The following is a 20,132-nucleotide window of genomic DNA, read 5'->3' on the forward strand; positions in this document are numbered from 1 at the left end:
CCTCTGCATAATCTGGGGAGTTCACGAGGGGAGGGACGAACACGTGAGCGAGTCGAGGGGAACAGCGGGAGCGGAGGGTCCGGACGACCCGGGGCACCCGAAGGACCGCCAGTGCCCGGAGTGCGGGGCACCGAGAGCGGCCGACAACACTCCGTCGTGCGGCTGCGGCCCCCGTGCGTCCGAGGCTCTGCGGGACGCCCGTACGGCGGAGGCGGCCGCGGCGGAGGATTTCGATCCGCTGCGGATACGTCCATACGTGGAGTTGGAGGGCGGCGACGGGGAAACGATGCCGCTGCGGACCGTACCGCCGACCGCGACGCCGGCTGCCGCGCCCCAGGCTCCACCTCAAGCATCGCCCCACGCTCCGCCCCAAGCATCACCCCAACTTCCACCCCTCGCCCCGCCACCCGCCGACGCGACGTCGCCGCTCCCGACCCCCCTGTCACCCCGGGCCACGACGCCGAACGCACAGGACCTGAGCCTGTTCGAGCCTGACACGACGCCCCCCGGCGACGAGGACGTCCACGACAGCGACGCCGCCCCGCGCGGGGTCCGCCGGCACCGTCGTACCGCACTGCTCGGCGTCGCCGGGGCGCTCGTGGCCGTAGTGGCGGCGGCGGGCCTGGCGAGCGGGATGCTGACCTACGAGAAGCCGACGCGGGACACGGCGCTGCCGGACGAGGTACGGCCGAGTGTCCCGGTCCCGGCGACGAGCGAGGCGTCGGAGGAACCGTCACCGACCGGACCGCCGGCGCGGTCGGCACAGCCGCCTGCGGCGCCGTCGCCCACGCAGAGCGCGTCCCCGTCACCGTCGAGGTCGAGCGCGTCCCCGACCCCGTCCCGCTCGGCCGAACCGACGACCGCTCCCTCGACGCCGAAAGCCTCCTCCGCCTCCCAGGAGGAATCCGCCGCGCCCCGGGAGCCCACGCCTCCGACCCTCGCTCGCGGCGACCGGGGACCCGAGGTGGAGGAACTCGAACTCCGACTGACCCAGCTCGGCCTCTACACGAGGGAGGCCAGGGGCAACTACAACGAGGGCGTCGAGGACGCGGTCGCCAGGTATCAGTGGGCGCGGGGGATCCAGCCGGAGGAGTACGGGGTGTACGACCTGGCTACGCGGGAGATGCTGGAGTCGGAAACGACGGAACCGTGACGCTGCGCGGGCTTGGCCGCTCGCCCATGAGCTCGGGAGTGCAGGTTCGACGGCGGCTGCGAGCGGTCGGTGGCCGGTCGCGCAGTTCCCCGCACCCCCAGGCCGGCGGCAGCGCGGCCAACTCAAGGGGCGCGGGGCTGTATCACTTGCGGCTCCGCCGCGTGGGCGCGAGCAACCCTCCACGGCTCGCAGCCGCCGACGAACCGGCGAACCCGAGCCCTCAGGCGACAATCACCCGAATCTCGCCGCCGGCCCCAGCCTCGACCCGCACCTGCCGCAAGTCCGCCACCTCCACGTCAGGCCCATGGAGACCAGCCCTCGGCCCGACGCCCACGACCCGCATCCCCGCGGAGCGCCCGGCCTCGATCCCCGCCCCGGAGTCCTCGAACACCACACAGTCCTCCGGCGCGACCCCGAGCTCGGCCGCCCCCTTCAGGAACCCCTCCGGATCAGGCTTGCTGGCCCCCACCGACTCCGCGGTGACCCGTACCTCCGGCATCCCCAGCCCGGCGGCAGCCATCCGCGCCGTGGCCAGCGCGACGTCCGCCGACGTCACCAGCGCGTGCGGCAGCCCCTGCAACGAGGCGAGAAACTCCGGCGCCCCCGGGATCGGCACCACGCCCGCCACATCCGCCGTCTCCTCGGCGAGCATGCGCGCGTTGTCGGCGTAGTTCTGCTCCATCGGCCGGTCGGGCAGCAGCAGCGCCATCGACGCGTACCCCTGCCGGCCGTGCACGACCTTCATCACCTCGTCCCCGTCCAGCCCGTGCCGCTCGGCCCAGCCACGCCAGATCCGTTCCACGACGGCGTCCGAGTTGACGAGCGTGCCGTCCATGTCGAGGAGAAGGGCACGGGCGGTGAGGACGGTGGGCACGGTGGTGGCCGGCATCGGCAGCTCCAAGGCGAGGGGCCCGGGGGTACAGGGGTGCCCCCGGAGGGACAAGGTGGTCCCGCCCGCCGGTCAGGGAAAACGGGCGGGAGCCACTTTGTTCCTCCACGGTACAAAACCAGGCGCGATCACGCCAGCGCCTCCAGAAACCGTTCACCGAGAGTTCAGCTCACCCGAGCCCCTCCGCCTCCCCGCTCAGCCGACGATCGCCTCCCACAGGCTCCACGCCCCCAGCCCCAGCATCACCAGCGCCGCCACCTTGGTGATCAGCTTCAACGGCACCCGCCGCATCAGCGCCTTCCCCCCGACGATCCCGATCGCCGCCACGGCCCACAGCGCCAGCACCGCACCGATGCCGACCGACAGCGGGTCGTCGTAGCGCGCCGCGAGGTTCGCCGTCATGATCTGCGTCAGATCCCCGAACTCGGCGACCAGGATGAGCATGAACCCGGCCCCGGACACCTTCCAGAAGGACTGGTTCTCCGGCTTGCGGATCTCCTCGTCGTCCTCGTCCTTCTTCATGAGCAGCACGGCGGCACCGCCCAGGAAGAGCACACCGGTGAGCGCCGACACGATCTGCTGGGGCAGCAGCGTCAGCACGCTGCCGGCCGCCACGGCCAGGGCGACGTGCACGGCGAACGCGGCGGCGACACCGGCGAAGACGTAGGAGGCGCGATAGCGCGTACCGAGGACGAGCCCGGCGAGCGCGGTCTTGTCGGGCAGTTCGGCGAGGAAGACGACGCCGAAGACGACCGCCGTCACGGTAAAGCTGATCAAGGTTCCTCAATCGGTCGGGGCTGCCCCACCGAGAGAATTGTCACTGCGCTACGACACCTCGGCACGGCAGCACACGTGGCACCCGTGCCGTACGGCACGGGCGTGCACTGCTTGCCGAAGGTCTCGCTGGCCGACCCCGTGAACGAGGTCCGCCTCCGGGCGCCGGCTCAGGCGAGCTGAGCAGTATGTCGACGGTCCGGCGAAGAGCTACTCCCCTTCTGCACACACCAGCATACGAGATCGTTTCGCCGTAAACCTTGTTATGTCATGCACGCGTCATTAGCTTCTTACCGGACGCACACCTCCCCGCAACACGGCGTCGCGAGCATTCCTTCGCCCGCTCGCCAACACCCCCACCCCCCAAGGGAGTTCGCATGTCGAAGTTCTACGCGCGTCGACGCGTCAGCATACTCGCGGCGCTGACCGGTGTCATAGCCTCCGTCGGACTCTTCAACGGTCCGACCGCCTCCGCCGCGCTCCCCACCCCCGTCAGTGCCGCCACCGCCCGCACCTACCTCGCCTCGCTCACCGTGGCCACCGAGGACCGCACCGGCTACGACCGCGACCTCTTCCCGCACTGGATCACCCAGTCCGGCACCTGCAACACCCGCGAGGTCGTCCTCAAGCGCGACGGCACGAACGTCGTCCAGGACTCCGCCTGCGCCGCCACCAGCGGCAGCTGGTACTCCGTCTACGACGGCGCCACCTGGACCGCCGCCTCCGACCTCGACATCGACCACCTGGTCCCGCTGGCCGAGGCCTGGGACTCCGGCGCCGACAGCTGGACCACCTCCCGCCGCCAGGCCTTCGCCAACGACCTGACCCGTCCGCAGCTGATCGCCGTCACCGACAACGTCAACCAGGCCAAGGGCGACCAGGACCCGGCCACCTGGATGCCGTCGCGCACGGCCTACCGCTGCACCTATGTGCGCGCCTGGGTGCAGGTGAAGTACTACTACGACCTCTCGGTCGACTCCGCCGAGAAGTCCGCCCTCACGAACTACCTCGCGAGCTGCTGACGAGGTACTGACGCGGTGCCGGCGGAGTTCGGCAAACCGTGATCTGCGGAACCTCCCCGTTCCCCTCCGTCGTTCCGTACCGTACGGGGCGACGGAGGAGGGCGATCACGTGGCCGATCTGCGGCTTGGTCCACTGCTGAGGTACGCCGACGGCTCGTCCGCGACCGTCTGGGTCGAGGCGAGCCGTCCGTGCACGGCCGCGGTGCGCGGTGCGCACGGCGCCCACGGCGAGTCCCGTACCTTCCAGATCGCGGGCCATCACTACGCCCTGATCCCGGTGACCGGCCTCACCCCGGGCACGGCACAGTCGTACGAGGTCCTGCTCGACGGCACGCGCGTGTGGCCGCTTCCCGGCTCCCCGTTCCCGCCCTCCGTCATCCGCACCCCTGCCGACGGCGACGCCGTCCGCCTCGCCTTCGGCTCCTGCCGCTGGGCCGCGCCCCCGGCCGGTGAGGAGGACCCCGTCGGCCCCGACGCGCTGGACACGCTGGCGGCCCGTATCGCGGCCGACCCGGACGGTGAGCGGCCGGACGTACTGGTCCTGCTGGGCGATCAGGTGTACGCCGACGAGACCTCCAAGGCGACCCGGCGCTGGCTGGCCGCCCGCCGCGATCTGAGCGAGCCGCCGGGCAACGAGGTCGCGGACTACGAGGAGTACACCCGCCTCTACTACGAGTCCTGGCTCGACCCCGAGGTGCGCTGGCTGCTGTCCACCGTGCCGAGCTGCATGATCTTCGACGACCACGACGTCATCGACGACTGGAACACCTCCGCCGCCTGGCTCGCGGACATGCGGAAGACCTCGTGGTGGCGGGAGCGGCTGCTGGGCGGCCTGATGTCGTACTGGGTGCACCAACACCTGGGGAATCTCACGCCGGACGAACTGGCCGCCGATCCGCTCTACGCCGCCATACGCGAGACGCCCGACGGCACCGACGTCCTGCGCTCCTTCGCCTGCGAGGCGGACGCCGACCCGGCCTCCGTCCGCTGGAGCTACCGGCGCGACTTCGGCCGGGTCCGGCTGCTGATGGTGGACACGCGGGCCGCGCGGGTGCTCGACGAGGACGCGCGCTCCATGCTCAACCCCGGCGAGGCACGCTGGCTGCGCGAGCAGACGCTCGACGCGCGCGGTTCGTACGACCACCTCCTCATCGGTACGTCCCTGCCCTGGCTGCTGCCCCACCTCGTGCACGACGCCGAGGCGTGGAGCGCCGCGCTGTGCCGGGGCGAGCGCGGGGAGCGCTGGGCGCGGTTCGGGGAGGATCTGCGGCGGCGGGCCGATCTGGAGCACTGGGCGGCGTTCCCGCCGTCCTTCGACGCGCTGGCGGAGCTCATCGCCGAGACGGGGTCGGGGGCCGAGGCGCCGGCGACGGTGTGCGTGCTGTCGGGGGATGTGCATCACGCGTACGTCGCCGAGCCGACCTGGCCAAAGGGCGAGGGGCCCGACGCCCGGGTCTTCCAACTGACCTGCTCGCCGGTCCACAACGCCATCCACCTGGCGATCCAGCTCGGCTTCAGGTTCGGCTGGAGCGGGGCGGGCCGCTGGCTGGGCCGCAGGTTCGCCGGGCACGGTGCCTGTCCGCAGCCGCCGATCGACTGGCGCCGCACAGGCGGCCCCTGGTTCGGCAACCAGCTCATGACCCTGACCCTGCGCGGGCGTTCGGCGCGACTGCGGCTGGAGCAGGCGCGGGCGGTGCGGGGGGCGGGGGCGCGGCTGCGGACGGTGGTGGAAACGGACCTGGCCCCGTAGGGGTGGACGGGAAACCGCCTGAGAGCTCGAGGCTGCCGGTTCGTTGGCGGCTGCGGGTCGCGTGTGGCTGGTCGCGCAGTTCCCCGCGCCCCTGGGTGGGCTGCAGCACAGCCAACCCCAAGGGGCGCGGGGAACTGCGCGAGCAACCGACGACTACCCGCAGCCGCCATCGAACATCAAGCCCCGAGCTCTCAGGCGAACTCACCCCGTATTCCGCCTGTTCCGACCGCTTGTGACCACGGTGTCCCGTGATGCACCTGATGCACGTGATGCATCCCACAGTCACCGACCCCCGGGCTCGGTTCGCCCCGCCCCCGACGGCATGATGAGCCGGACCGTCCGCTTCCACACGGGCCGACGGCCCGCTCGCTCGCTCCGATGCGCCCCACACGCCCGGGAGTCACCCCTTTGACTGCACCGACCTCCGCACCGACCCCGGAGTCCCCCACGGTCTCCGTCGCCCTGGTCGGCGCCGGACCCCGCGGCACCAGCGTCCTGGAACGCCTCTGTGCCTCCGCTCCCGAACTCCTCCCGCCCGGGGCGCGTCTCACGGTTCATGTGATCGACCCGGCGCCGCCCGGCGCCGGACGGGTGTGGCGGACCGCGCAGTCGGCCGAGTTGTTGATGAACACGGTGTCCTCGCAGGTCACGTTGTTCACCGACGACAGCGTGGACTGCTCGGGCCCGATCCGGCCCGGCCCCAGCCTGCACGACTGGGCGGCGGGTGCGCTCGGCCCGGACGAGTACCCGACCCGCGCCCACTACGGCCGGTACCTGGAGTGGGTGTTCGCGAAGGTCGCGCGCGAGGCACCGCCCGCGGTCCGCGTCGAGACGTACGCGGCCCGTGCGGTACGGCTCGACGACGCGCCCGGCGGCGGCCAGGTGCTCACCCTCGACGACGGCCGCACCCTGCCCGGCCTGTCCGCCGTGGTGCTCGCGCAGGGGCATCTGCCGACGGCCGCCGACACGACCCAGCTCCGCCTCGCCGCGTACGCGGACCTGCACGGCCTGCACTACGTACCGCCCGCGAACCCGGCCGACGTCGACCTCTCCGCCGTGTCCCCCGGCGAACCGGTGCTGCTGCGGGGCCTGGGCCTCAACTTCTTCGACCACATGGCCCTGTTGACGACGGGCCGCGGCGGCCGCTTCCTACGCTCCCCCGAGGGACTGCGCTACGTCCCGTCCGGCAACGAGCCCCGCCTGTACGCCGGTTCACGGCGCGGCATCCCGTACCAGGCACGCGGCGACAACGCGAAGGGGCCGTACGGCCGCCATCTCCCGCTCGTCCTGACGCCCGAGGTGATCGCCGGCTTCCGCAAACGCGCGGACTCGGGCGAGGCGCCGGACTTCCTCGCGGAGATATGGCCGCTGGTGGCGAAGGAGGTGGAGGCGGTGTACTACGCGGCGCTGATACCCGGGGAACGGCGACCGGAGTTCACCGAGCGCTTCCTCGCCGTTCCTCACCGCCACCCCCAAGAGGGCTTCCTGCTCGACGAGTTCGGCGTCCCGGAGCGCGAGCGCTGGAGCTGGGACCGGGTCTCCCGGCCGTATACGGGAGGCGATTTCAGGGATCCCGGGCGGTGGCGCGACTGGCTGCTGGCGTATCTGCGCGAGGACGCCGCCCAGGCCGCCCGGGGCAATGTGGACGGCCCGCTGAAGTCGGCCCTCGACGTACTGCGCGACCTGCGCAACGAACTGCGGCTCATCGTCGACCACGGCGGCCTCACCGGCACCTCCCGCCGCGACCACCTGGACCGCTGGTACACCCCGCTCAACGCCTTCCTCTCCATCGGCCCGCCCCGGCGGCGCGTGGAGGAGCTGGTGGCGCTGATGGAGGCGGGCGTGGTGGAGGTGCTCGGACCTCGGCTGGAGGTGCGGGAGGAGGACGGGGCCTGGGTGGCGCACTCCCCCGAGGTGCCGGGCTCGGCGGTCCGGGCGACGGTGCTGATCGAGGCACGGCTGCCGGAGCCCGACCTGCGGCGCAGCGCCGACGACCTGCTGGCACGGCTGCTGAAGACGGGGCAGTGCCGCCCGCACACCGTCGACGGTTACGAGACGGGAGGGCTGGACGTAACACAGCGGCCGTACCGTCTGATCGACCGTCAGGGCCGGGCCCACCCAAGGCGGTTCGCGTTCGGGGTGCCCACGGAGGGTGTGCACTGGGTGACGGCGGCCGGGGCGCGACCAGGTGTGGATTCGGTCACCCTTTCGGACGCGGACGCGGTGGCAAGGGCGGTGCTACGTGCGGTTGCCACCGAGACGGAAGGGGAAACCGAGGCGCAAACCTGGCCAAATGTTGAACTTGCAAGCATTGATTAGGCCAGCCTAACGTGGGGCTACCGATCAGTATCCGTCCCCATACCGTTCCTCAAAGGGACCGGTTCATCTGTCAGACCGAGGGAGTCCCCCACATGACCGGACGCCTTAACAGCGCCCAGCCGTATGCCATCGGCCTGTTCCGCATCGTCGTCGGCCTGCTCTTCGCCTGCCACGGCGCCAACTCGCTCTTCGGCACCTTCGGAGGCGAGACTCCGGAAGCCGGCACGTGGCCGGGCTGGTACGCCGCGGTGATCGAGCTCGCCGGCGGCAGCCTGGTCCTGCTCGGCCTCGGCACCCGCGCCGCCGCGTTCATATCCTCCGGCGCCATGGCGTACGCGTACTTCAAGGTCCACCAGCCGCAGGCTCTGTGGCCCATCGAGAACAGCGGCGAAGGCGCCGCCATGTACTGCTGGGCCATGTTCCTGCTGATCTTCACCGGCTCCGGCGCCTTCGGCCTGGACCGGCTGTTCGCCAAGCGCTCCGGTGCGCGGAGCGGCACGGCGGCCGACCAGACGCCGGTGGCGGCCTGACGGCTTGTGCGACGGCGCCTGTTCCCGCGAGGCTCAAGCGGGGGCGGGCGCCGTTTCCCTTTGGCTGCCCGGAAGCAGCCGAGTGAACATCCTGTGGCGATCACACGAGCCCCCGATGGATCTCCTGTCACACCCCCGGCGTACGCTGTATGGCTGTCATAGGCCGCCCCTGCCGCTCCCCCACGACGTCGCGGCATGGTGTGGCCACGGGGGTTAACGGGGAGTTGCGGTGCTCGAGGGATTCGAGGACGTGGGTTCGCTTACGGCGAGCCCATGGATCTATGTGGTCGTGGGAATGTCGGTCCTCCTGGACGTGTTCCTGCCGGTCCTGCCCAGCGGCGTGCTGGTGATCATGGCGGCCACCGCGGCGGCCGCGGGCTCGGGTGCCGCGACCGGACAGGTCCCCGGCGAGGTCCCGGACATCCTGGCCCTGACGCTCTGCGCCGCGACGGCATCCGTCCTCGGCGACCTCGTCGCCTACCGTCTCGCCCGCCGCGGCGGCGCCCGGCTCGACCGCGCGATCGCCCGCTCCCGCCGCCTGACATCAGCGCAGGAACGTCTCGGCACAGCCCTGGCCCGGGGCGGCGGCGCCCTGGTGGTGCTGGCCCGTTTCGCCCCGGCGGGCCGCTCGGTGGTCTCCCTGGGCGCCGGTGCCACCCACCGCAGCGCGCGCGACTTCCTGCCCTGGTCCGCCCTGGCGGGCCTCACCTGGGCGATCTACAGCGTGGCCCTCGGCTACTTCGGCGCCCAGTGGCTGGGCCCGACATGGCTGGCGACGGGGGTGTCGGTGGCGGCGCTGTTCGGGGCCGGTGCGGTGGCGACGTATCTGATGCGGCGGAAGCCGGCACAGGGGTAGGACACCTCCCGGCGACGGCCGGCGCAGGGCCGGGCGCAGGGCACGGTAAGGCACGTCGCGGCGCTACCCGGCCTTGCGCGCCATCCCGGCCCCCCGCACCTCCAGCCCGTCGAGCAGATCGGCCGTGGCCCGCGCGATCACGTCGACGGCGTGGTCGAAGACCTCGCGGTTGTGCGCGGCCGGGGCCCGGAAGCCGGAGACCTTGCGCACGTACTGCAGGGCGGCGGCCCGGATCTCATCCTCTGTCGCCTCCTCGGGCAACACGGGCGGACGAAGCGTCTTGATGCTGCGGCACATGTCCAACAGTCTCCCCCGAAGAGGGGCCGGTCTGCCATGATCACCTCAGAGGCGGCCACCGCTGAGGGGCCGACCGACGAGAGGAATCGCATGACGACTCACCGTACGACTGCGAACGACCGGCTCACCGTGGCGGTACTGGGCCCGGGCGGCATAGGCGGCCTGCTCGCCGCGCTGCTGTCCAGGGCCGGCCACCGCGTCATCTGCCTGGCCGGCGACGAGACGGCGAAGACCCTGCGTACGAACGGAATCCGCGTCCGCAGCGGCCTGTTCGGCGACTTCACGGCCGAGGTCGAGGCGGACACCGAGCTGCGCGAACAGGTCGACGCCTGCCTGATCGCGGTCAAGGCCACCCACCTCGACGCGGCCCTGACCCGCGTCCCGCCCACCGTGCTGGGCGACGCCCTGGTCGTACCGTTCCTCAACGGCGTGGAGCACCCCGCGTCGCTGCGCGCCCGGTACCGCGCGGGCCGTGTCGCCCCCGCCGCCATCCGCGCCGAGTCGACCCGCGTCGCCCCGGGGGAGATCGAGCACGTCACCCCCTTCGCCGAGATCGACCTCACCGGCGACCCGGTCCCCGACGACCGCCTCGACGCCCTCGCGAAGGCCCTCGACGCGGCCGGCCCCACCACCAAGGTCCACGCCGACGAGACGGCGACCCTCTGGGCGAAGCTGTCCTTCCTGGCTCCCTTCGCCCTGCTCACCACCCGCCACTCCCTCCCCCTCGGCGACGTACGCACCCACCACCGCGCCGAGTTGACGTCCGTCATCGAGGAGACGGCGGCCGTCAGCCGGGCCTGCGGCGGCCCCGCCGACCCGGAGCACCTCCTGGCCCGCTTCGACGCCTTCCCGCCCGGCACGAAGTCCTCGATGCAGCGCGACGCCGAGGCCGGCCGCCCCCTCGAACTGGACGCCATCGGCGGCGCGTTGCTGCGCGCGGCGGAACGGCACGGGGTGCCGGTGCCGGTGACGACCAGCCTGGTGCGGGAGTTGGGGAACACCGGCCACTGACCGCGCGCTCGTGGGACTGATCGGCCCGATCAGTCCCACGAGTTGAAGAGGACGGCGCCGACGGTCTCCGGTCGCCAGTAGTCGATGTTCCGCCATTCCACGTCGGACAGGGCAGAGGTGTCCACCGAGGAGAGCGGCGACAGCAGCACCGACGCGCTCAGGACGGTGAAGCCGAGGTCACCGAGGACGGCGGCCCAGGCCGGGGGCTCCCGGAACTGGTCGGTGTACCAGTCGCGCGGCTCGTCCACGAACGCGATCAGCGGGTAGTGGTCATGGAACAGAGCGCAGTGGTCGCCGTCCCGGTCGTTGATCGTGGCGCGGTGGTAGTTCTGCGCGCAACCCTGCGCCACGAATTCCCCGACCCGCCCACGGGCGGCCCGGGCCGCGGCGTACCAGGCCGTACGACACACCCCTGGATCCGTCCTCGACACCACCGGCCCGCTGAAGAACCCCGTCGCGCCGCGCTCCAGCCGAAAGCCATCCCCTGGGCCGCCCACCTGCCCCACCCCTCCTCCTGGTCAACCGGAGAGAAGGATCGCACCAAGGACACCTCCCGCACTCGTTCGCATGAACCACCCAAAGGCGCTCGCAACCCAAATTCGAACAGGCGTAGCATTGCGCCGTGGCTACGCCCTATGACTTCCCGAGTGACCTCCTCGCCGGCCAGGAGGAGCTGCATCAGGTCCGGGCCGAGCTGTCGGCCCTGCTGAGGCGGCTGCCCTGGTCGGTCGTGCCCCTGGACGGATTCAGCGACGACAACGGCTGGCGCAAGGTCGAGCGCCCCGCCTCCCCCGGCTGGACGGAGGACGAACAGGCCGAGGTGGAGAAGCTCCGCCGACGCGAGCACGAACTGGCCGTCTTCGTCAGCGGCCACCGCTTCTGGTCGGAGCTGGCCGGCCCGGAGCGCGTCGACGCCCGTACGAAGCTGAAGCACGCCCATGAGGCGTCGGCGGCGGAGGACGACTGAAAAAGCAGAGGACCCCGACCGGGAACGGCGGGGTCCTCTGCTGCTGTGGGCGCGGACGGTTTCGAACCGCCGACATCCTGCTTGTAAGGCAGGCGCTCTACCCCTGAGCTACGCACCCGAGAACGAGTCGACAGCCTACCTTGCCAGGGGCCATGTCCCGCAAACCCGTATCGCGGACGGTCCGGGAGAACCGGGGAAACCCTGGGGTTATCCCCACCACGGATCCGGGAGCAGCCCGGATCCCCTGACAGGCCCGGCCTCCGTACGATCAAGGAACCGTCATGGTCCTGGGCCGCGCAGGCCGCTGCCGACGGCAGTCTCAGACAGGATCCAGGCATGTCCCAGGGGGAGATCGTCATGGCCCGTACCGTTCCCGTCCGCCGCGCCGTCGCCGTGTGCGGAGTCGTCGCGGTGCTCGTCGCCGGGATGGCCGCCTGCGGGGCCTCCGCGTCGGACGACAAGGATCCCGATCACAAGTCGTTCGCACTGGAGGGACGGACACTGACCGTCGACTCCGACGACTCGGCGCTGGAGATCGTCGCCGCCGAGGGGAACAAGACGGGCACGGTCGAGGTCACCCGGTGGTTCCAGGGCTCGGTCGCGGTCGGTTCGGAGCCCAAGGTGACCTGGGAGATGGCGGACGACCGGCTGGTGCTGCGGGAGAAGTGCTCGGGCATGATCGCCAACTGCTCGGCCAAGCACCGCATCGAGGTGCCGCGCGGTGTCACCGTGAAGGTCGAGGACCGGGACGGGAGCGTGCGGGCGCGAGGGTTCCAGGACGCCCTCAGCATTCACACGGGGGACGGCTCCGTGCATGTCACCGACTCCAGCGGCCCGCTGGACCTTCAGACGCGGGATGGTTCCGTGCGCGTCTCCGACGTCTCCTCGCGGCAGGTGAAGGCAAGGACCGGCGACGGCTCGGTGAACCTCGAACTCGGCACCGTGCCGGACCTGGTGGAGACCCGCAGCGGCGACGGGTCGGTGACGATCGAGCTGCCGCGTGCCACGTACCGCGTGACGACCCGGACCGGCGACGGTTCGGTGGACGTGTCCGTGCCCCGGGACAACGAAAGCTCACATGTGGTCTCCGCCCGCACCGGCGACGGACAAGTCACGGTGCGAACCGCGAACTGACCGGCCCGTGTGTTCGTCCTGAACCGGTGGGAGAATGACACCGGGCAGGGTGAATGACAGCACGGGAGAGGGATGTGACGGCGACACCTCCGCAGCCGTACTCGCCGTCAGCGCCGCGCGCACAGCGCCAGCGCCGTCCCGCGCGGGACGTCCCGCCTCCCGGACCTCGACCGCCGGGCCGGGCCGGGCGGCAGGTTCCGCCCGGCTCGCGTCACGCCCTGCGTGACACCCTCGCCCTGGTCGTCGCCGTCCCGCTCGTCGCCGTCCTCGCCCTCCCCGCCGCCTTCGCCGGCGGCGGTACCCGGCGCTGGTTCGGCGGGCGGTCCGAGAGCCAGCGGGCCGAGGCGCAGGCCGCGAAGGACGCCGCGGCGGCCGCGTTCTACGAGCTGGACACCGCCCAGCGGGATCTGCGGATCTCCATCGAGACGATCGCGGCCGTCGACGACACGCCCGCCGCCCGCCGCGCCCTCACCGACTTCGAGGCGCTGGGGCGGCGCATCGACGAGGTCAGCCACCAGTACATCCAGGCCGTCGACGCCCACGACCTCGACCGCGACGACCTGGAGGCCTCAGCGGCCGCACGCGCGCGTGCCGAGCTGACCAGGGCCAAGGACGAGCTCGACAACGTCAAGCGCGAACTGGACCGCTTCGCGGACGGGCTCGGGCCGCTGCTCGGCAAGGCCGAGACCCAGCTGGCCCGCCTCGCCCCGGCCGTCGAGCGAGCCCGGCAGGGCCTGCTCGCCGCGTCGAACGCCCTGGACGCCGTACGGGCATCGGGGCTGAAGGCCGACGACCTCGCGGCCCGGCTCGCGGCCCTCGCCCCGGAGCTGACCAAGCTGAACCAGGGCGCCGGGCAGCATGGCGTCCCGCAGACGCTGGAGCGTGCCGAGCGCGTCGCGCGGGAGGCGGAGGGCGTCCGGGTGGAGGCCGCGCGGCTGCCGGAGCGGGCGGCCGAGATCGACCACCGGCTCGTCTCGCTGCGGACGCGCGCACAGGCGCTCACCACCCGTGCCGGGCAGGTCGAGCCGGTGCTGAGCGAGCTGCGGCGGCGGTTCACGGCGGCCTGCTGGCAGGACCTGCAGAACGTGCCGGACGGTGCGGCGGAGAACGTACGGCAGGCCGAGCTGAAGCTGAAGGAGGCCCAGGCCGCGCGTGACGACCAGCGCTGGCCGGACGCCACCGCGCTGCTGTCGACGGTCCGGGCGCTGCTCAACACCACCGACGAGTCGGTGTCCGCCGCCGGTGAGCGGCTGCGCCGGCTGAACGCCGTGCAGAAGGAACCGCAGCAGGAGATCGACCGGACGCGCTTCGCGATCCGGGACGCCCAGCGCCTGGCCATGGCGGGCCGGAACACACCCGATCCGCGGCACGCGCGCCCACTGGACGACTCCGTCGCCCGGCTGGAGCGGGCGATCGGCACGCTGGAGGGCCGCCACCCGGACTACTGGCACTTCCTGACGGAGACGGAGGCGGTTCGGCGGACGGTGGCGGGGGTCGTCGCGCAGATACGCGAGGAGCGTGGGGGCTCCGCCCATTGACGGTTAACCTGTGCTCATGCCCCGCTACGAGTACCGCTGCCGCAGCTGCGGCGACACGTTCGAACTGAGCCGTCCGATGGCGGAGTCGTCCGCGCCCGCCGAGTGCCCTGCGGGGCATTCCGACACAGTGAAGCTGCTGTCGACGGTTGCTGTGGGCGGCACGGCCAGCGCCCCCGCGGCGCCGAGGCCTGCCGGCGGCGGGGGCGGTGGGTGTTGTGGTGGGGGCTGTTGCGGCTAGGTAAGCCGGTGCGTTGTTGACTGCGGGTGCTTTGTCGCTGGTCGCGCCCACGCGGCGGAGCCGGATATTGATACAGCCCCGCACCCCTAAAGGGGCGCTCCCGTGCGAGTCGCCTTCAAGAACTCCCGCAGGATGCGCTCCCCCGCCAGTACTCCCCTCTCCGGCAGCGCGCTGATCGCCGGGGCGGTGAATTCGGTGTCGGCCAGTTCGCCGTGCCCCGGGCGCCAGCCCCGGTCGGCGGCGAGCAGCAGGTCGGCGTCCAGCAGGGAGTCACCGGCCGCCAGCGTCAGGTCCGCGCCCGTGCGCCGGGCGACCTCGTGCATGGCGGCGCTCTTGGTCAGCGGCTTCGGGACGGCGTAGATCTTGCGGCCCTGCAGCGACACCGTCCAGCCGCGGTTCTCCGCCCACACCGCGAGCTCCTTCACCCACTCCTCGGGCAGCAGCTCGCGCTCCACGACCAGGTAGGCGAAGAGGTCCTCGGCGATCCGGTGCTTGCGCACCCACGCCGGGGACGCCGACGCCATCAGGTGGTCCTGCACCTCGGCGAGGGGCGCGCACTGCTCGGCCAGCCGGGCCTGGACGTGCGCGTTCCATTCGGGGTCGGAGACGCCGTCGACCAGCAGATGGCCGCCGTTGGCGCAGATCGCGTACTTCGGCGCCGGGCCCGGCAGGTTGATGCGCTGGTACTGCTTACGGGTCCGGGTCGTCGTCGGCACGAAGACCGCCGCGTCGCCGAGGTCGGTCAGCAGCTGAGCCGCCGTCTCCGTCATGTAGGACAGCGGCCTGCTCTCGTGCACCTCCACGCACAGCAGCCTGGGCGCCCGCGCGTCCGGCATGGTCAGCGCGAGGGCCGCGGCGGAGTAGATCAGCGTGCGGTCGAGGTCGCTCGCCACCAGCACCGGCATCAGAGGTTCACCGCCTTGCCGTCGGCGCCCGTCGCGCCCCGCGTGTACTTGGGGTGGATCAACCCCACGCAGGTGTACGGCAGTTCGGCCACCTCTTCCACCGGTACCCCTCTCTGTTCGGCCAGCAGTCGTACATGGTCCAGGTCGGCGCCCGCACCGGCCCGCGCCAGGATCTTCCACGGCACCCGCCGCAGCAGCACCCGCGTGGTCTCGCCGACGCCCGGCTTGACGAGGTTCACGTCGTGGATGCCGTACTCCTCGCTGATGCGCTCGACGGCGGCCCAGCCCTCCCAGGTCGGCTCGCGGTCGCCGGACAGCAGTTCCTTGGCGGTCGCGTCCACCGCGTCCAGGACCTCCGGGAAGCGCGCGGCGACGGCGTCGAGGAAGGCCACGGAGACGTCGGTGCCGGCGAGTTCGCGGTAGAACTTCGCCCCGTGGTAGTCGTTCGGGCCGACCAGGTCGGCGCGCAGGACGGTGCGCGATATCAGGCCGGAGACCGTGGAGTTGAGGCAGGCGGACGGGATGAGGTAGTCGTCGCGGGTGCCGTACGTCCGTACGCACGAGCCCGGGTCGGCCAGCACGGCGATCTCCGGGTCGAAGCCGGTGACGCCGTCGGACTTCTCGAACTCCTCCAGGGCGACGGCCAGTTCACGGGTGATGGCGCCCTTGCCGGTCCAGCCGTCGACGAAGACGACGTCGCGCGGGTCGTGGTGCTCGGCGAGCCAGCGCAGCGCGTTGGCGTCGATGCCGCGGCCGCGCACGATCGACACGGCGTAGTGCGGCAGTTCGAGGCCGTGCCGGAACTGGGCCCAGCGGCGCATCAGTACGCCGACGGGGGTGCCGGCGCGGGCCAGCGAGACGAGCACCGGGCGCGGCGACCGCTCGGCCAGCACGAGCTCGGTGACGGCGCCGACCGCCTGCGCGAGGCGCCCCGCCGACTCCTCCAGCGCGGTGTGGAACAGCGCCTGGTACTGCTCGCTCGGCTGGTACTCCACCGGCAGCGACTCCGCGTAGTGCGCGCCGCCGCTCTGGATGGCCTCCTCGCGCTCCTCGGTCGGCGCCTCCAGCGTCACGTCCGAGAGGTCCTGCAGCAGCCAGCCGACCTCTTCGGGGGCGTACGAGGAGAAGGCGGGGCCGCGGAGGGGCTCGGGCAGCATGGAGTGCCTTTCGGGAACGGACCCTTCGGGAAGGGCCAGGGGGCCGGGGACGTACGACGGTACGACCACCAGCAGGACCTGCGGGGTGTGTGCCGCGAGCTGGGCCAACAGGCCGTCGGGCGCGTGCAGTTCGGGGGTGTCGGCGGCCGAGTCGACGACGGCGACGACGGCGTCGAAGCCGGCGCCCGCGACGTTGTAGGCGTAGCGCTCGCCGGGGCCGTCTGCCGGGTCGTCGTGGGCCGGGAAGACGAGGCGGGTGCGTATCGCGTAGCCGGGGTCGTCGACCGCGAGGACGGGTGAGCGGGTGGTGGTCGAGTAACGGACCTCGACGTCCGCGATCTGCTCCAGCTCACGGGCGAGCCTGAGCGGCGCGTACATCAGCTCCTCGAAGCCGAGTATGTGCACGCGGCGCGCGTCGGCGGGGAGTGCCTCCGCCAGGCGGGCGGCCATGGCGGGGAGGGCGCCTTCGAGGCGGGTGCGGTGCTGCGGCGTGAAGCCGTGCCGGCCGCCGTCGGGGAGGCCGTGGGGCCAGAGCAGGTCGACGCGGGTGATGTGGGGGTGGGTACCGGTGTCGTCCGGGCGCGGGCCGGTGGGGGCCGGTCGCGCAGTTCCCCGCGCCCCTTGAGGGTCGGCCACCGCAACGCCCTGCTTCAGGGGCGCACTCTCGGACTCGTACCGCGCCACCAGCTCCTGCCCCTTCTCCAGCACCCCCTCGGGCAGCCGTACGGTCCCCGAAGCCGCCGCGACCAGGTCCACCCGGGCGCCGATCTCACGGGCGAAGCCCTCCAGCCGACCGGCGTCGGCCGCCGACCGCATGTCGACCAGAGCCACCACGACGTACCGCCTCCGCGGATACCGCTCGTGAAGATCCCGGATCGTGTTCAGCACCGTGTTCCCGGTCGAGAACTCGTCGTCGACCAACACCAGCGGCCCGTCCCCGACCAGCAGCCCCGGATCTTCCGGCAGCAGCAGATGGGACGTGGCGTGCGAGTGGGACTCCTCGAAGCCGCCCGCCGTCGCGACGCCCGGGACGGGGCGGCGCGTGGAGTGCAGGTAGGGCGCGGCGCCCAGACCGTCGGCGACGGAGTGGCCGAGGCCGGTCGCCGTCTCCGCATAGCCGAGGACGACCGCCGCACCCGCCTCCTCGGCGCCGAGAAGCTCCCGCACCCGGCGGCCCAGGGCGAAGCCGGCGCCGTACACCACGGACGGTGACTGCGGTACGTGCTTGCCGAGCACGTTGGAGACCAGCAGATGCGCCCGCTTGGGGTTACGGCGCAGGGCGAGCCCCAGCATCCCGGTGAGCTCGTCGTCGCCCACGAGCTGGACTCCGAGCCGCTCGGCGACCCAGCTGCCGGACCAGACCCCGTTGTTCACTGCGTTGTTCATGCGTCCCTTGGATAGAGGTGGGTTCAGCCGGGAATTCCGGCGGCCAGCAGATCCACGAAGCTGACGTCCTCACGCGCGACGCCGAAGACCTCCGCGCGCAGCATGGTGCGCTCGGCCCAGGCTCGGTGCGGCTTCACCTCGTTCATCTTGTTGGTGTACTGCGATCTCAGCACGCCCCCGCCGCCGCGCTCCGGCCGCAGGATGTCGACGGCGTCGCTGTACTCCTCATGACTGACGACGGACAGCGCGTGCACCGCCGGCACATGGGAGGGGTGGATGCAGGTCTTGCCCAGCAGGCCGTTGGCGTGGTCGAGGGAGATCTCCCGCAGCAACCCGTCCATCGCGTGCTCAATCAGTTTCTCGCGCAGCTCGACGGCCTGCCCCTCCAGGAACGGGCTGGTCCGCAGCATCGGCTTGAACATGCGTTCGGGGACGCGGAAGTACTCCCAGACCGGTCCGGTCACCGTGTAGCCGGTGCCGTCGGCCCGGCCCAGCATGTTCACGACGTCGGCGATCACGGAGGCGACGATCTGGACGTCGTAGGCGGTCATGTCGGGCGCGCGCCGCAGTCCGTACGCGGAGCAGAAGTCGGTGACGCCGAGGCGCAGCGCGAGCACCCGGTCCCGGTACTTGTCGACGGCGCGGGCGATGCCCTCCAGGGCGTCCACGCGGGACTCCCGGTACATGAGCTCGGGCGTCTCCAGCACGGGCATGCCGAACAGCCGCCGCCCGCCGGCGGTCTCGGCGGCGGTCAGGGCCTCCAGGAAGGGGATGCCGCGTTCCTCGGTGAACTTGGGGAACACGAACCCGGACAGCAGCCGCACGGCCGGGCCCAGGCGCCGGACGAGGTCGGGAATCTGCTCGGGCGTACGCACCCGGACGAAGAGCAACGGCAGGGCCGTGCCCGCCCTCCCGGCGAGGTCCGCGAACTGACGGACGAGGTTCTCCTCGCCCGCAGCGACGTCCTCGTCGCCGATGGAGTCCTCCAGGCACAGCACCATCGAGACCACGCCGTTCTTCGCCTGCTTGACGATGTCGTCGGCGAGCCGCGGCCGGGTGGCCGGACTGTAGAGCGTGGCGCCCAGAGCCGCGGAGAGCAGCCGGGCCGGGGAGTCGGCGGAGAACTCGCACGACTCCTGGTGGAAGAGGCGCTGCCGCACCTCTGGGGCGATGTGCCCGAAATGACGCATAGAACTCCCCCGTGATGCCTCAGAGGCCCCTGTGACCCGTTCGCAGGTGGCCGGTAATAGTACGTAGATACCCATGTCAGGGGTTCCCGACGGGCATGAATTTCTGGTAACGCGGACAAACACGCCCGCGCACGACCGCTCGTACCCCCGCGTTGTCGTGCCCAGGACGGAGAAGGCAGGATGACGGCATGACGCACGCGATGTTGAAGGGGTCGAACGTCCCGCTCGAAGCCACGACGGTACGCGCCGTGCTGCGCTGGACGCCCGGGCAGGGGGTCCCGGATGTCGACGCCTCGGCTCTGCTCCTCGGCCCCGAAGGTCGTGTGCGTTCCGACGAGGACTTCGTCTTCTACAACCAGCCCCGGCACCCCTCGGGGAAGGTCTGGCGGCTCGGCAAGAAGCGGCTCGCCGAAGGTCTCACCGACACCATCCAGACAGATCTCGCCGGTGTCGAGTCCGGCGTCGGCCAGATTCTGCTGGTCGCTTCGGCGGACGGCGTCGCCTTCGACCGCGTACGGGATCTGCGCATCCTGCTGTACGACGCGACGGTCACCGACGGTGATCCGCTGGCGTACTTCGACATCAAGCCGGAAACAGGCCAGGAGACCGCCCTGATCTGCGGCGAGCTGTACCGCCGCGGCGAGGGCTGGAAGTTCCGCGCGCTCGGCGAGGGCTACTCCAACGGCCTCAAGGGCCTGGCCACGGACTTCGGTATCTCGGTGGACGAGTCGGACACCCTGGACGGCCCCGCCCCGGCCCCCGAGGTCTCCCAGCCGCTACCCCCCGAGCAGCCGACGACCACGGTCCCGCCCCAGCCGTCCTACGGCTACCCCCAGCAGCCCCCGCCGACCCAGCCGGCCTACGGCTACCCCCAGCCCACCAGCCAGCCGGCCACGGCCCAGTCGGGCTACGGCTACCCGCCCCCGGTGACGGCGGCGGCACCGGCCTCGGAGTTCCGCCTGCCCCCACAGGGCCCGCAGTTCATCGGGCGGTGAGGGACACGCCCTGCTGGGGTG

20 protein-coding genes and 1 tRNA gene are annotated in these 20,132 nt (G+C 71.9%); 12 read left to right on the forward strand and 9 right to left on the reverse strand.

The window, feature by feature from the left end; translation table 11 throughout:
- Positions 1–642: 642 nt before the first annotated feature.
- Positions 643–927 (reverse strand): hypothetical protein, encoded by a 285-nt coding sequence (locus EJ357_RS50500; RefSeq protein ID WP_323377970.1) that lies wholly within the window; start codon positions 925–927, stop codon positions 643–645.
- Positions 928–964: 37 nt separating this feature from the next.
- On the opposite strand from EJ357_RS50500, the gene EJ357_RS50505 reads away from it, so the two are divergent.
- A complete protein-coding gene (locus EJ357_RS50505) occupies positions 965–1,153 on the forward strand; it encodes a peptidoglycan-binding domain-containing protein (RefSeq protein ID WP_308400841.1) in 189 nt (62 codons plus the stop codon).
- 220 nt (positions 1,154–1,373) lie between these two features.
- Here EJ357_RS50505 and EJ357_RS13790 read toward each other — a convergent pair whose 3' ends face one another.
- On the reverse strand, positions 1,374–2,042 hold the full coding sequence (locus EJ357_RS13790) for an HAD-IA family hydrolase (protein ID WP_126391896.1): 669 nt from the start codon (positions 2,040–2,042) through the stop codon (positions 1,374–1,376).
- A gap of 195 nt (positions 2,043–2,237) precedes the next feature.
- A complete protein-coding gene (locus EJ357_RS13795) occupies positions 2,238–2,819 on the reverse strand; it encodes a TMEM165/GDT1 family protein (RefSeq protein WP_126391897.1) in 582 nt (193 codons plus the stop codon).
- Between the two features lie 374 nt (positions 2,820–3,193).
- Between EJ357_RS13795 and EJ357_RS13800 the strand changes: the two genes are divergently transcribed.
- The 5 genes from EJ357_RS13800 to EJ357_RS13820 all read left to right on the forward strand — a co-directional run bounded on the left by EJ357_RS13800 (position 3,194) and on the right by EJ357_RS13820 (position 9,293).
- Complete coding sequence (locus EJ357_RS13800; RefSeq protein WP_126391898.1) at positions 3,194–3,838, forward strand: HNH endonuclease family protein; 645 nt, start codon at positions 3,194–3,196, stop codon at positions 3,836–3,838.
- A 109-nt stretch (positions 3,839–3,947) separates the two neighbouring features.
- On the forward strand, positions 3,948–5,588 hold the full coding sequence (locus EJ357_RS13805; RefSeq protein ID WP_126391899.1) for an alkaline phosphatase D family protein: 1,641 nt from the start codon (positions 3,948–3,950) through the stop codon (positions 5,586–5,588).
- A gap of 378 nt (positions 5,589–5,966) precedes the next feature.
- On the forward strand, positions 5,967–7,907 hold the full coding sequence (locus EJ357_RS13810) for an FAD/NAD(P)-binding protein (protein ID WP_126391900.1): 1,941 nt from the start codon (positions 5,967–5,969) through the stop codon (positions 7,905–7,907).
- A gap of 92 nt (positions 7,908–7,999) precedes the next feature.
- Positions 8,000–8,437: a DoxX family protein gene (locus tag EJ357_RS13815; protein WP_126391901.1), complete on the forward strand. Its 438-nt coding sequence runs from the start codon at positions 8,000–8,002 to the stop codon at positions 8,435–8,437.
- A gap of 295 nt (positions 8,438–8,732) precedes the next feature.
- A complete protein-coding gene (locus EJ357_RS13820) occupies positions 8,733–9,293 on the forward strand; it encodes a DedA family protein (protein ID WP_407698517.1) in 561 nt (186 codons plus the stop codon).
- A gap of 63 nt (positions 9,294–9,356) precedes the next feature.
- Here EJ357_RS13820 and EJ357_RS13825 read toward each other — a convergent pair whose 3' ends face one another.
- Complete coding sequence (locus EJ357_RS13825; RefSeq protein WP_126391903.1) at positions 9,357–9,590, reverse strand: DUF2277 domain-containing protein; 234 nt, start codon at positions 9,588–9,590, stop codon at positions 9,357–9,359.
- A 90-nt stretch (positions 9,591–9,680) separates the two neighbouring features.
- On the opposite strand from EJ357_RS13825, the gene EJ357_RS13830 reads away from it, so the two are divergent.
- Complete coding sequence (locus EJ357_RS13830; RefSeq protein WP_126391904.1) at positions 9,681–10,601, forward strand: ketopantoate reductase family protein; 921 nt, start codon at positions 9,681–9,683, stop codon at positions 10,599–10,601.
- A gap of 29 nt (positions 10,602–10,630) precedes the next feature.
- On the opposite strand, the gene EJ357_RS13835 is transcribed toward EJ357_RS13830, so the two are convergent.
- Complete coding sequence (locus tag EJ357_RS13835; RefSeq protein WP_228473055.1) at positions 10,631–11,107, reverse strand: hypothetical protein; 477 nt, start codon at positions 11,105–11,107, stop codon at positions 10,631–10,633.
- Positions 11,108–11,223: 116 nt separating this feature from the next.
- On the opposite strand from EJ357_RS13835, the gene EJ357_RS13840 reads away from it, so the two are divergent.
- Positions 11,224–11,568 carry a hypothetical protein gene (locus tag EJ357_RS13840; RefSeq protein WP_126391905.1) on the forward strand — a complete coding sequence of 115 codons (345 nt, stop codon included), beginning with the start codon at positions 11,224–11,226 and terminating at the stop codon, positions 11,566–11,568.
- A 46-nt stretch (positions 11,569–11,614) separates the two neighbouring features.
- Here EJ357_RS13840 and EJ357_RS13845 read toward each other — a convergent pair.
- Positions 11,615–11,686, reverse strand: a tRNA-Val gene (locus tag EJ357_RS13845).
- Between the two features lie 239 nt (positions 11,687–11,925).
- Between EJ357_RS13845 and EJ357_RS13850 the strand changes: the two genes are divergently transcribed.
- From EJ357_RS13850 to EJ357_RS13860, 3 genes are all read left to right on the forward strand, one after another.
- Entirely contained in the window at positions 11,926–12,702 is a 777-nt protein-coding gene (locus tag EJ357_RS13850) for a DUF4097 family beta strand repeat-containing protein (RefSeq protein WP_126399464.1), read from the forward strand.
- A gap of 74 nt (positions 12,703–12,776) precedes the next feature.
- Positions 12,777–14,240 carry a hypothetical protein gene (locus EJ357_RS13855; protein WP_126391906.1) on the forward strand — a complete coding sequence of 488 codons (1,464 nt, stop codon included), beginning with the start codon at positions 12,777–12,779 and terminating at the stop codon, positions 14,238–14,240.
- A 16-nt stretch (positions 14,241–14,256) separates the two neighbouring features.
- Positions 14,257–14,478, forward strand: a complete 222-nt coding sequence (locus tag EJ357_RS13860) for an FmdB family zinc ribbon protein (protein WP_126391907.1) — start codon at positions 14,257–14,259, stop codon at positions 14,476–14,478.
- Positions 14,479–14,564: 86 nt separating this feature from the next.
- Here the strand turns inward: EJ357_RS13860 and EJ357_RS13865 are convergent, their stop codons facing one another.
- Genes EJ357_RS13865 through EJ357_RS13875 form a run of 3 tightly spaced genes read right to left on the reverse strand, consistent with a single transcriptional unit; the run spans position 14,565 to position 19,116 of the window.
- Positions 14,565–15,383 (reverse strand): HAD family hydrolase, encoded by an 819-nt coding sequence (locus tag EJ357_RS13865; protein WP_126391908.1) that lies wholly within the window; start codon positions 15,381–15,383, stop codon positions 14,565–14,567.
- Entirely contained in the window at positions 15,383–17,926 is a 2,544-nt protein-coding gene (locus EJ357_RS13870) for a phosphoribosyltransferase (protein WP_126391909.1), read from the reverse strand. The genes EJ357_RS13865 and EJ357_RS13870 overlap by 1 nt, the downstream gene beginning before the upstream one ends.
- Before the next feature lie 23 nt (positions 17,927–17,949).
- Positions 17,950–19,116, reverse strand: coding sequence for an HpcH/HpaI aldolase/citrate lyase family protein (locus EJ357_RS13875; RefSeq protein WP_126391910.1), 1,167 nt, complete (start codon positions 19,114–19,116; stop codon positions 17,950–17,952).
- 188 nt (positions 19,117–19,304) lie between these two features.
- Between EJ357_RS13875 and EJ357_RS13880 the strand changes: the two genes are divergently transcribed.
- Positions 19,305–20,111, forward strand: coding sequence for a TerD family protein (locus tag EJ357_RS13880; RefSeq protein ID WP_126391911.1), 807 nt, complete (start codon positions 19,305–19,307; stop codon positions 20,109–20,111).
- Positions 20,112–20,132 lie beyond the last annotated feature (21 nt).

This window comes from Streptomyces cyaneochromogenes (assembly GCF_003963535.1).
Taxonomy (GTDB): Bacteria; Actinomycetota; Actinomycetes; order Streptomycetales; family Streptomycetaceae; genus Streptomyces; species Streptomyces shaanxiensis.

Coding starts and splice junctions, on each gene's coding strand:
- EJ357_RS13830 (WP_126391904.1), top strand. CDS start 9,681: ATGACGACTCACCGTACGACTGCGAACGACCGGCTCACCGTGGCGGTA.
- EJ357_RS13875 (WP_126391910.1), bottom strand. CDS start 19,116: ATGCGTCATTTCGGGCACATCGCCCCAGAGGTGCGGCAGCGCCTCTTC.
- EJ357_RS13815 (WP_126391901.1), top strand. CDS start 8,000: ATGACCGGACGCCTTAACAGCGCCCAGCCGTATGCCATCGGCCTGTTC.
- EJ357_RS13810 (WP_126391900.1), top strand. CDS start 5,967: ATGCGCCCCACACGCCCGGGAGTCACCCCTTTGACTGCACCGACCTCC.
- EJ357_RS13800 (WP_126391898.1), top strand. CDS start 3,194: ATGTCGAAGTTCTACGCGCGTCGACGCGTCAGCATACTCGCGGCGCTG.
- EJ357_RS13790 (WP_126391896.1), bottom strand. CDS start 2,042: ATGCCGGCCACCACCGTGCCCACCGTCCTCACCGCCCGTGCCCTTCTC.
- EJ357_RS13865 (WP_126391908.1), bottom strand. CDS start 15,383: ATGCCGGTGCTGGTGGCGAGCGACCTCGACCGCACGCTGATCTACTCC.
- EJ357_RS13850 (WP_126399464.1), top strand. CDS start 11,926: ATGGCCCGTACCGTTCCCGTCCGCCGCGCCGTCGCCGTGTGCGGAGTC.
- EJ357_RS13825 (WP_126391903.1), bottom strand. CDS start 9,590: ATGTGCCGCAGCATCAAGACGCTTCGTCCGCCCGTGTTGCCCGAGGAG.
- EJ357_RS13870 (WP_126391909.1), bottom strand. CDS start 17,926: ATGAACAACGCAGTGAACAACGGGGTCTGGTCCGGCAGCTGGGTCGCC.
- EJ357_RS13860 (WP_126391907.1), top strand. CDS start 14,257: ATGCCCCGCTACGAGTACCGCTGCCGCAGCTGCGGCGACACGTTCGAA.
- EJ357_RS13820 (WP_407698517.1), top strand. CDS start 8,733: ATGTCGGTCCTCCTGGACGTGTTCCTGCCGGTCCTGCCCAGCGGCGTG.
- EJ357_RS13880 (WP_126391911.1), top strand. CDS start 19,305: ATGACGCACGCGATGTTGAAGGGGTCGAACGTCCCGCTCGAAGCCACG.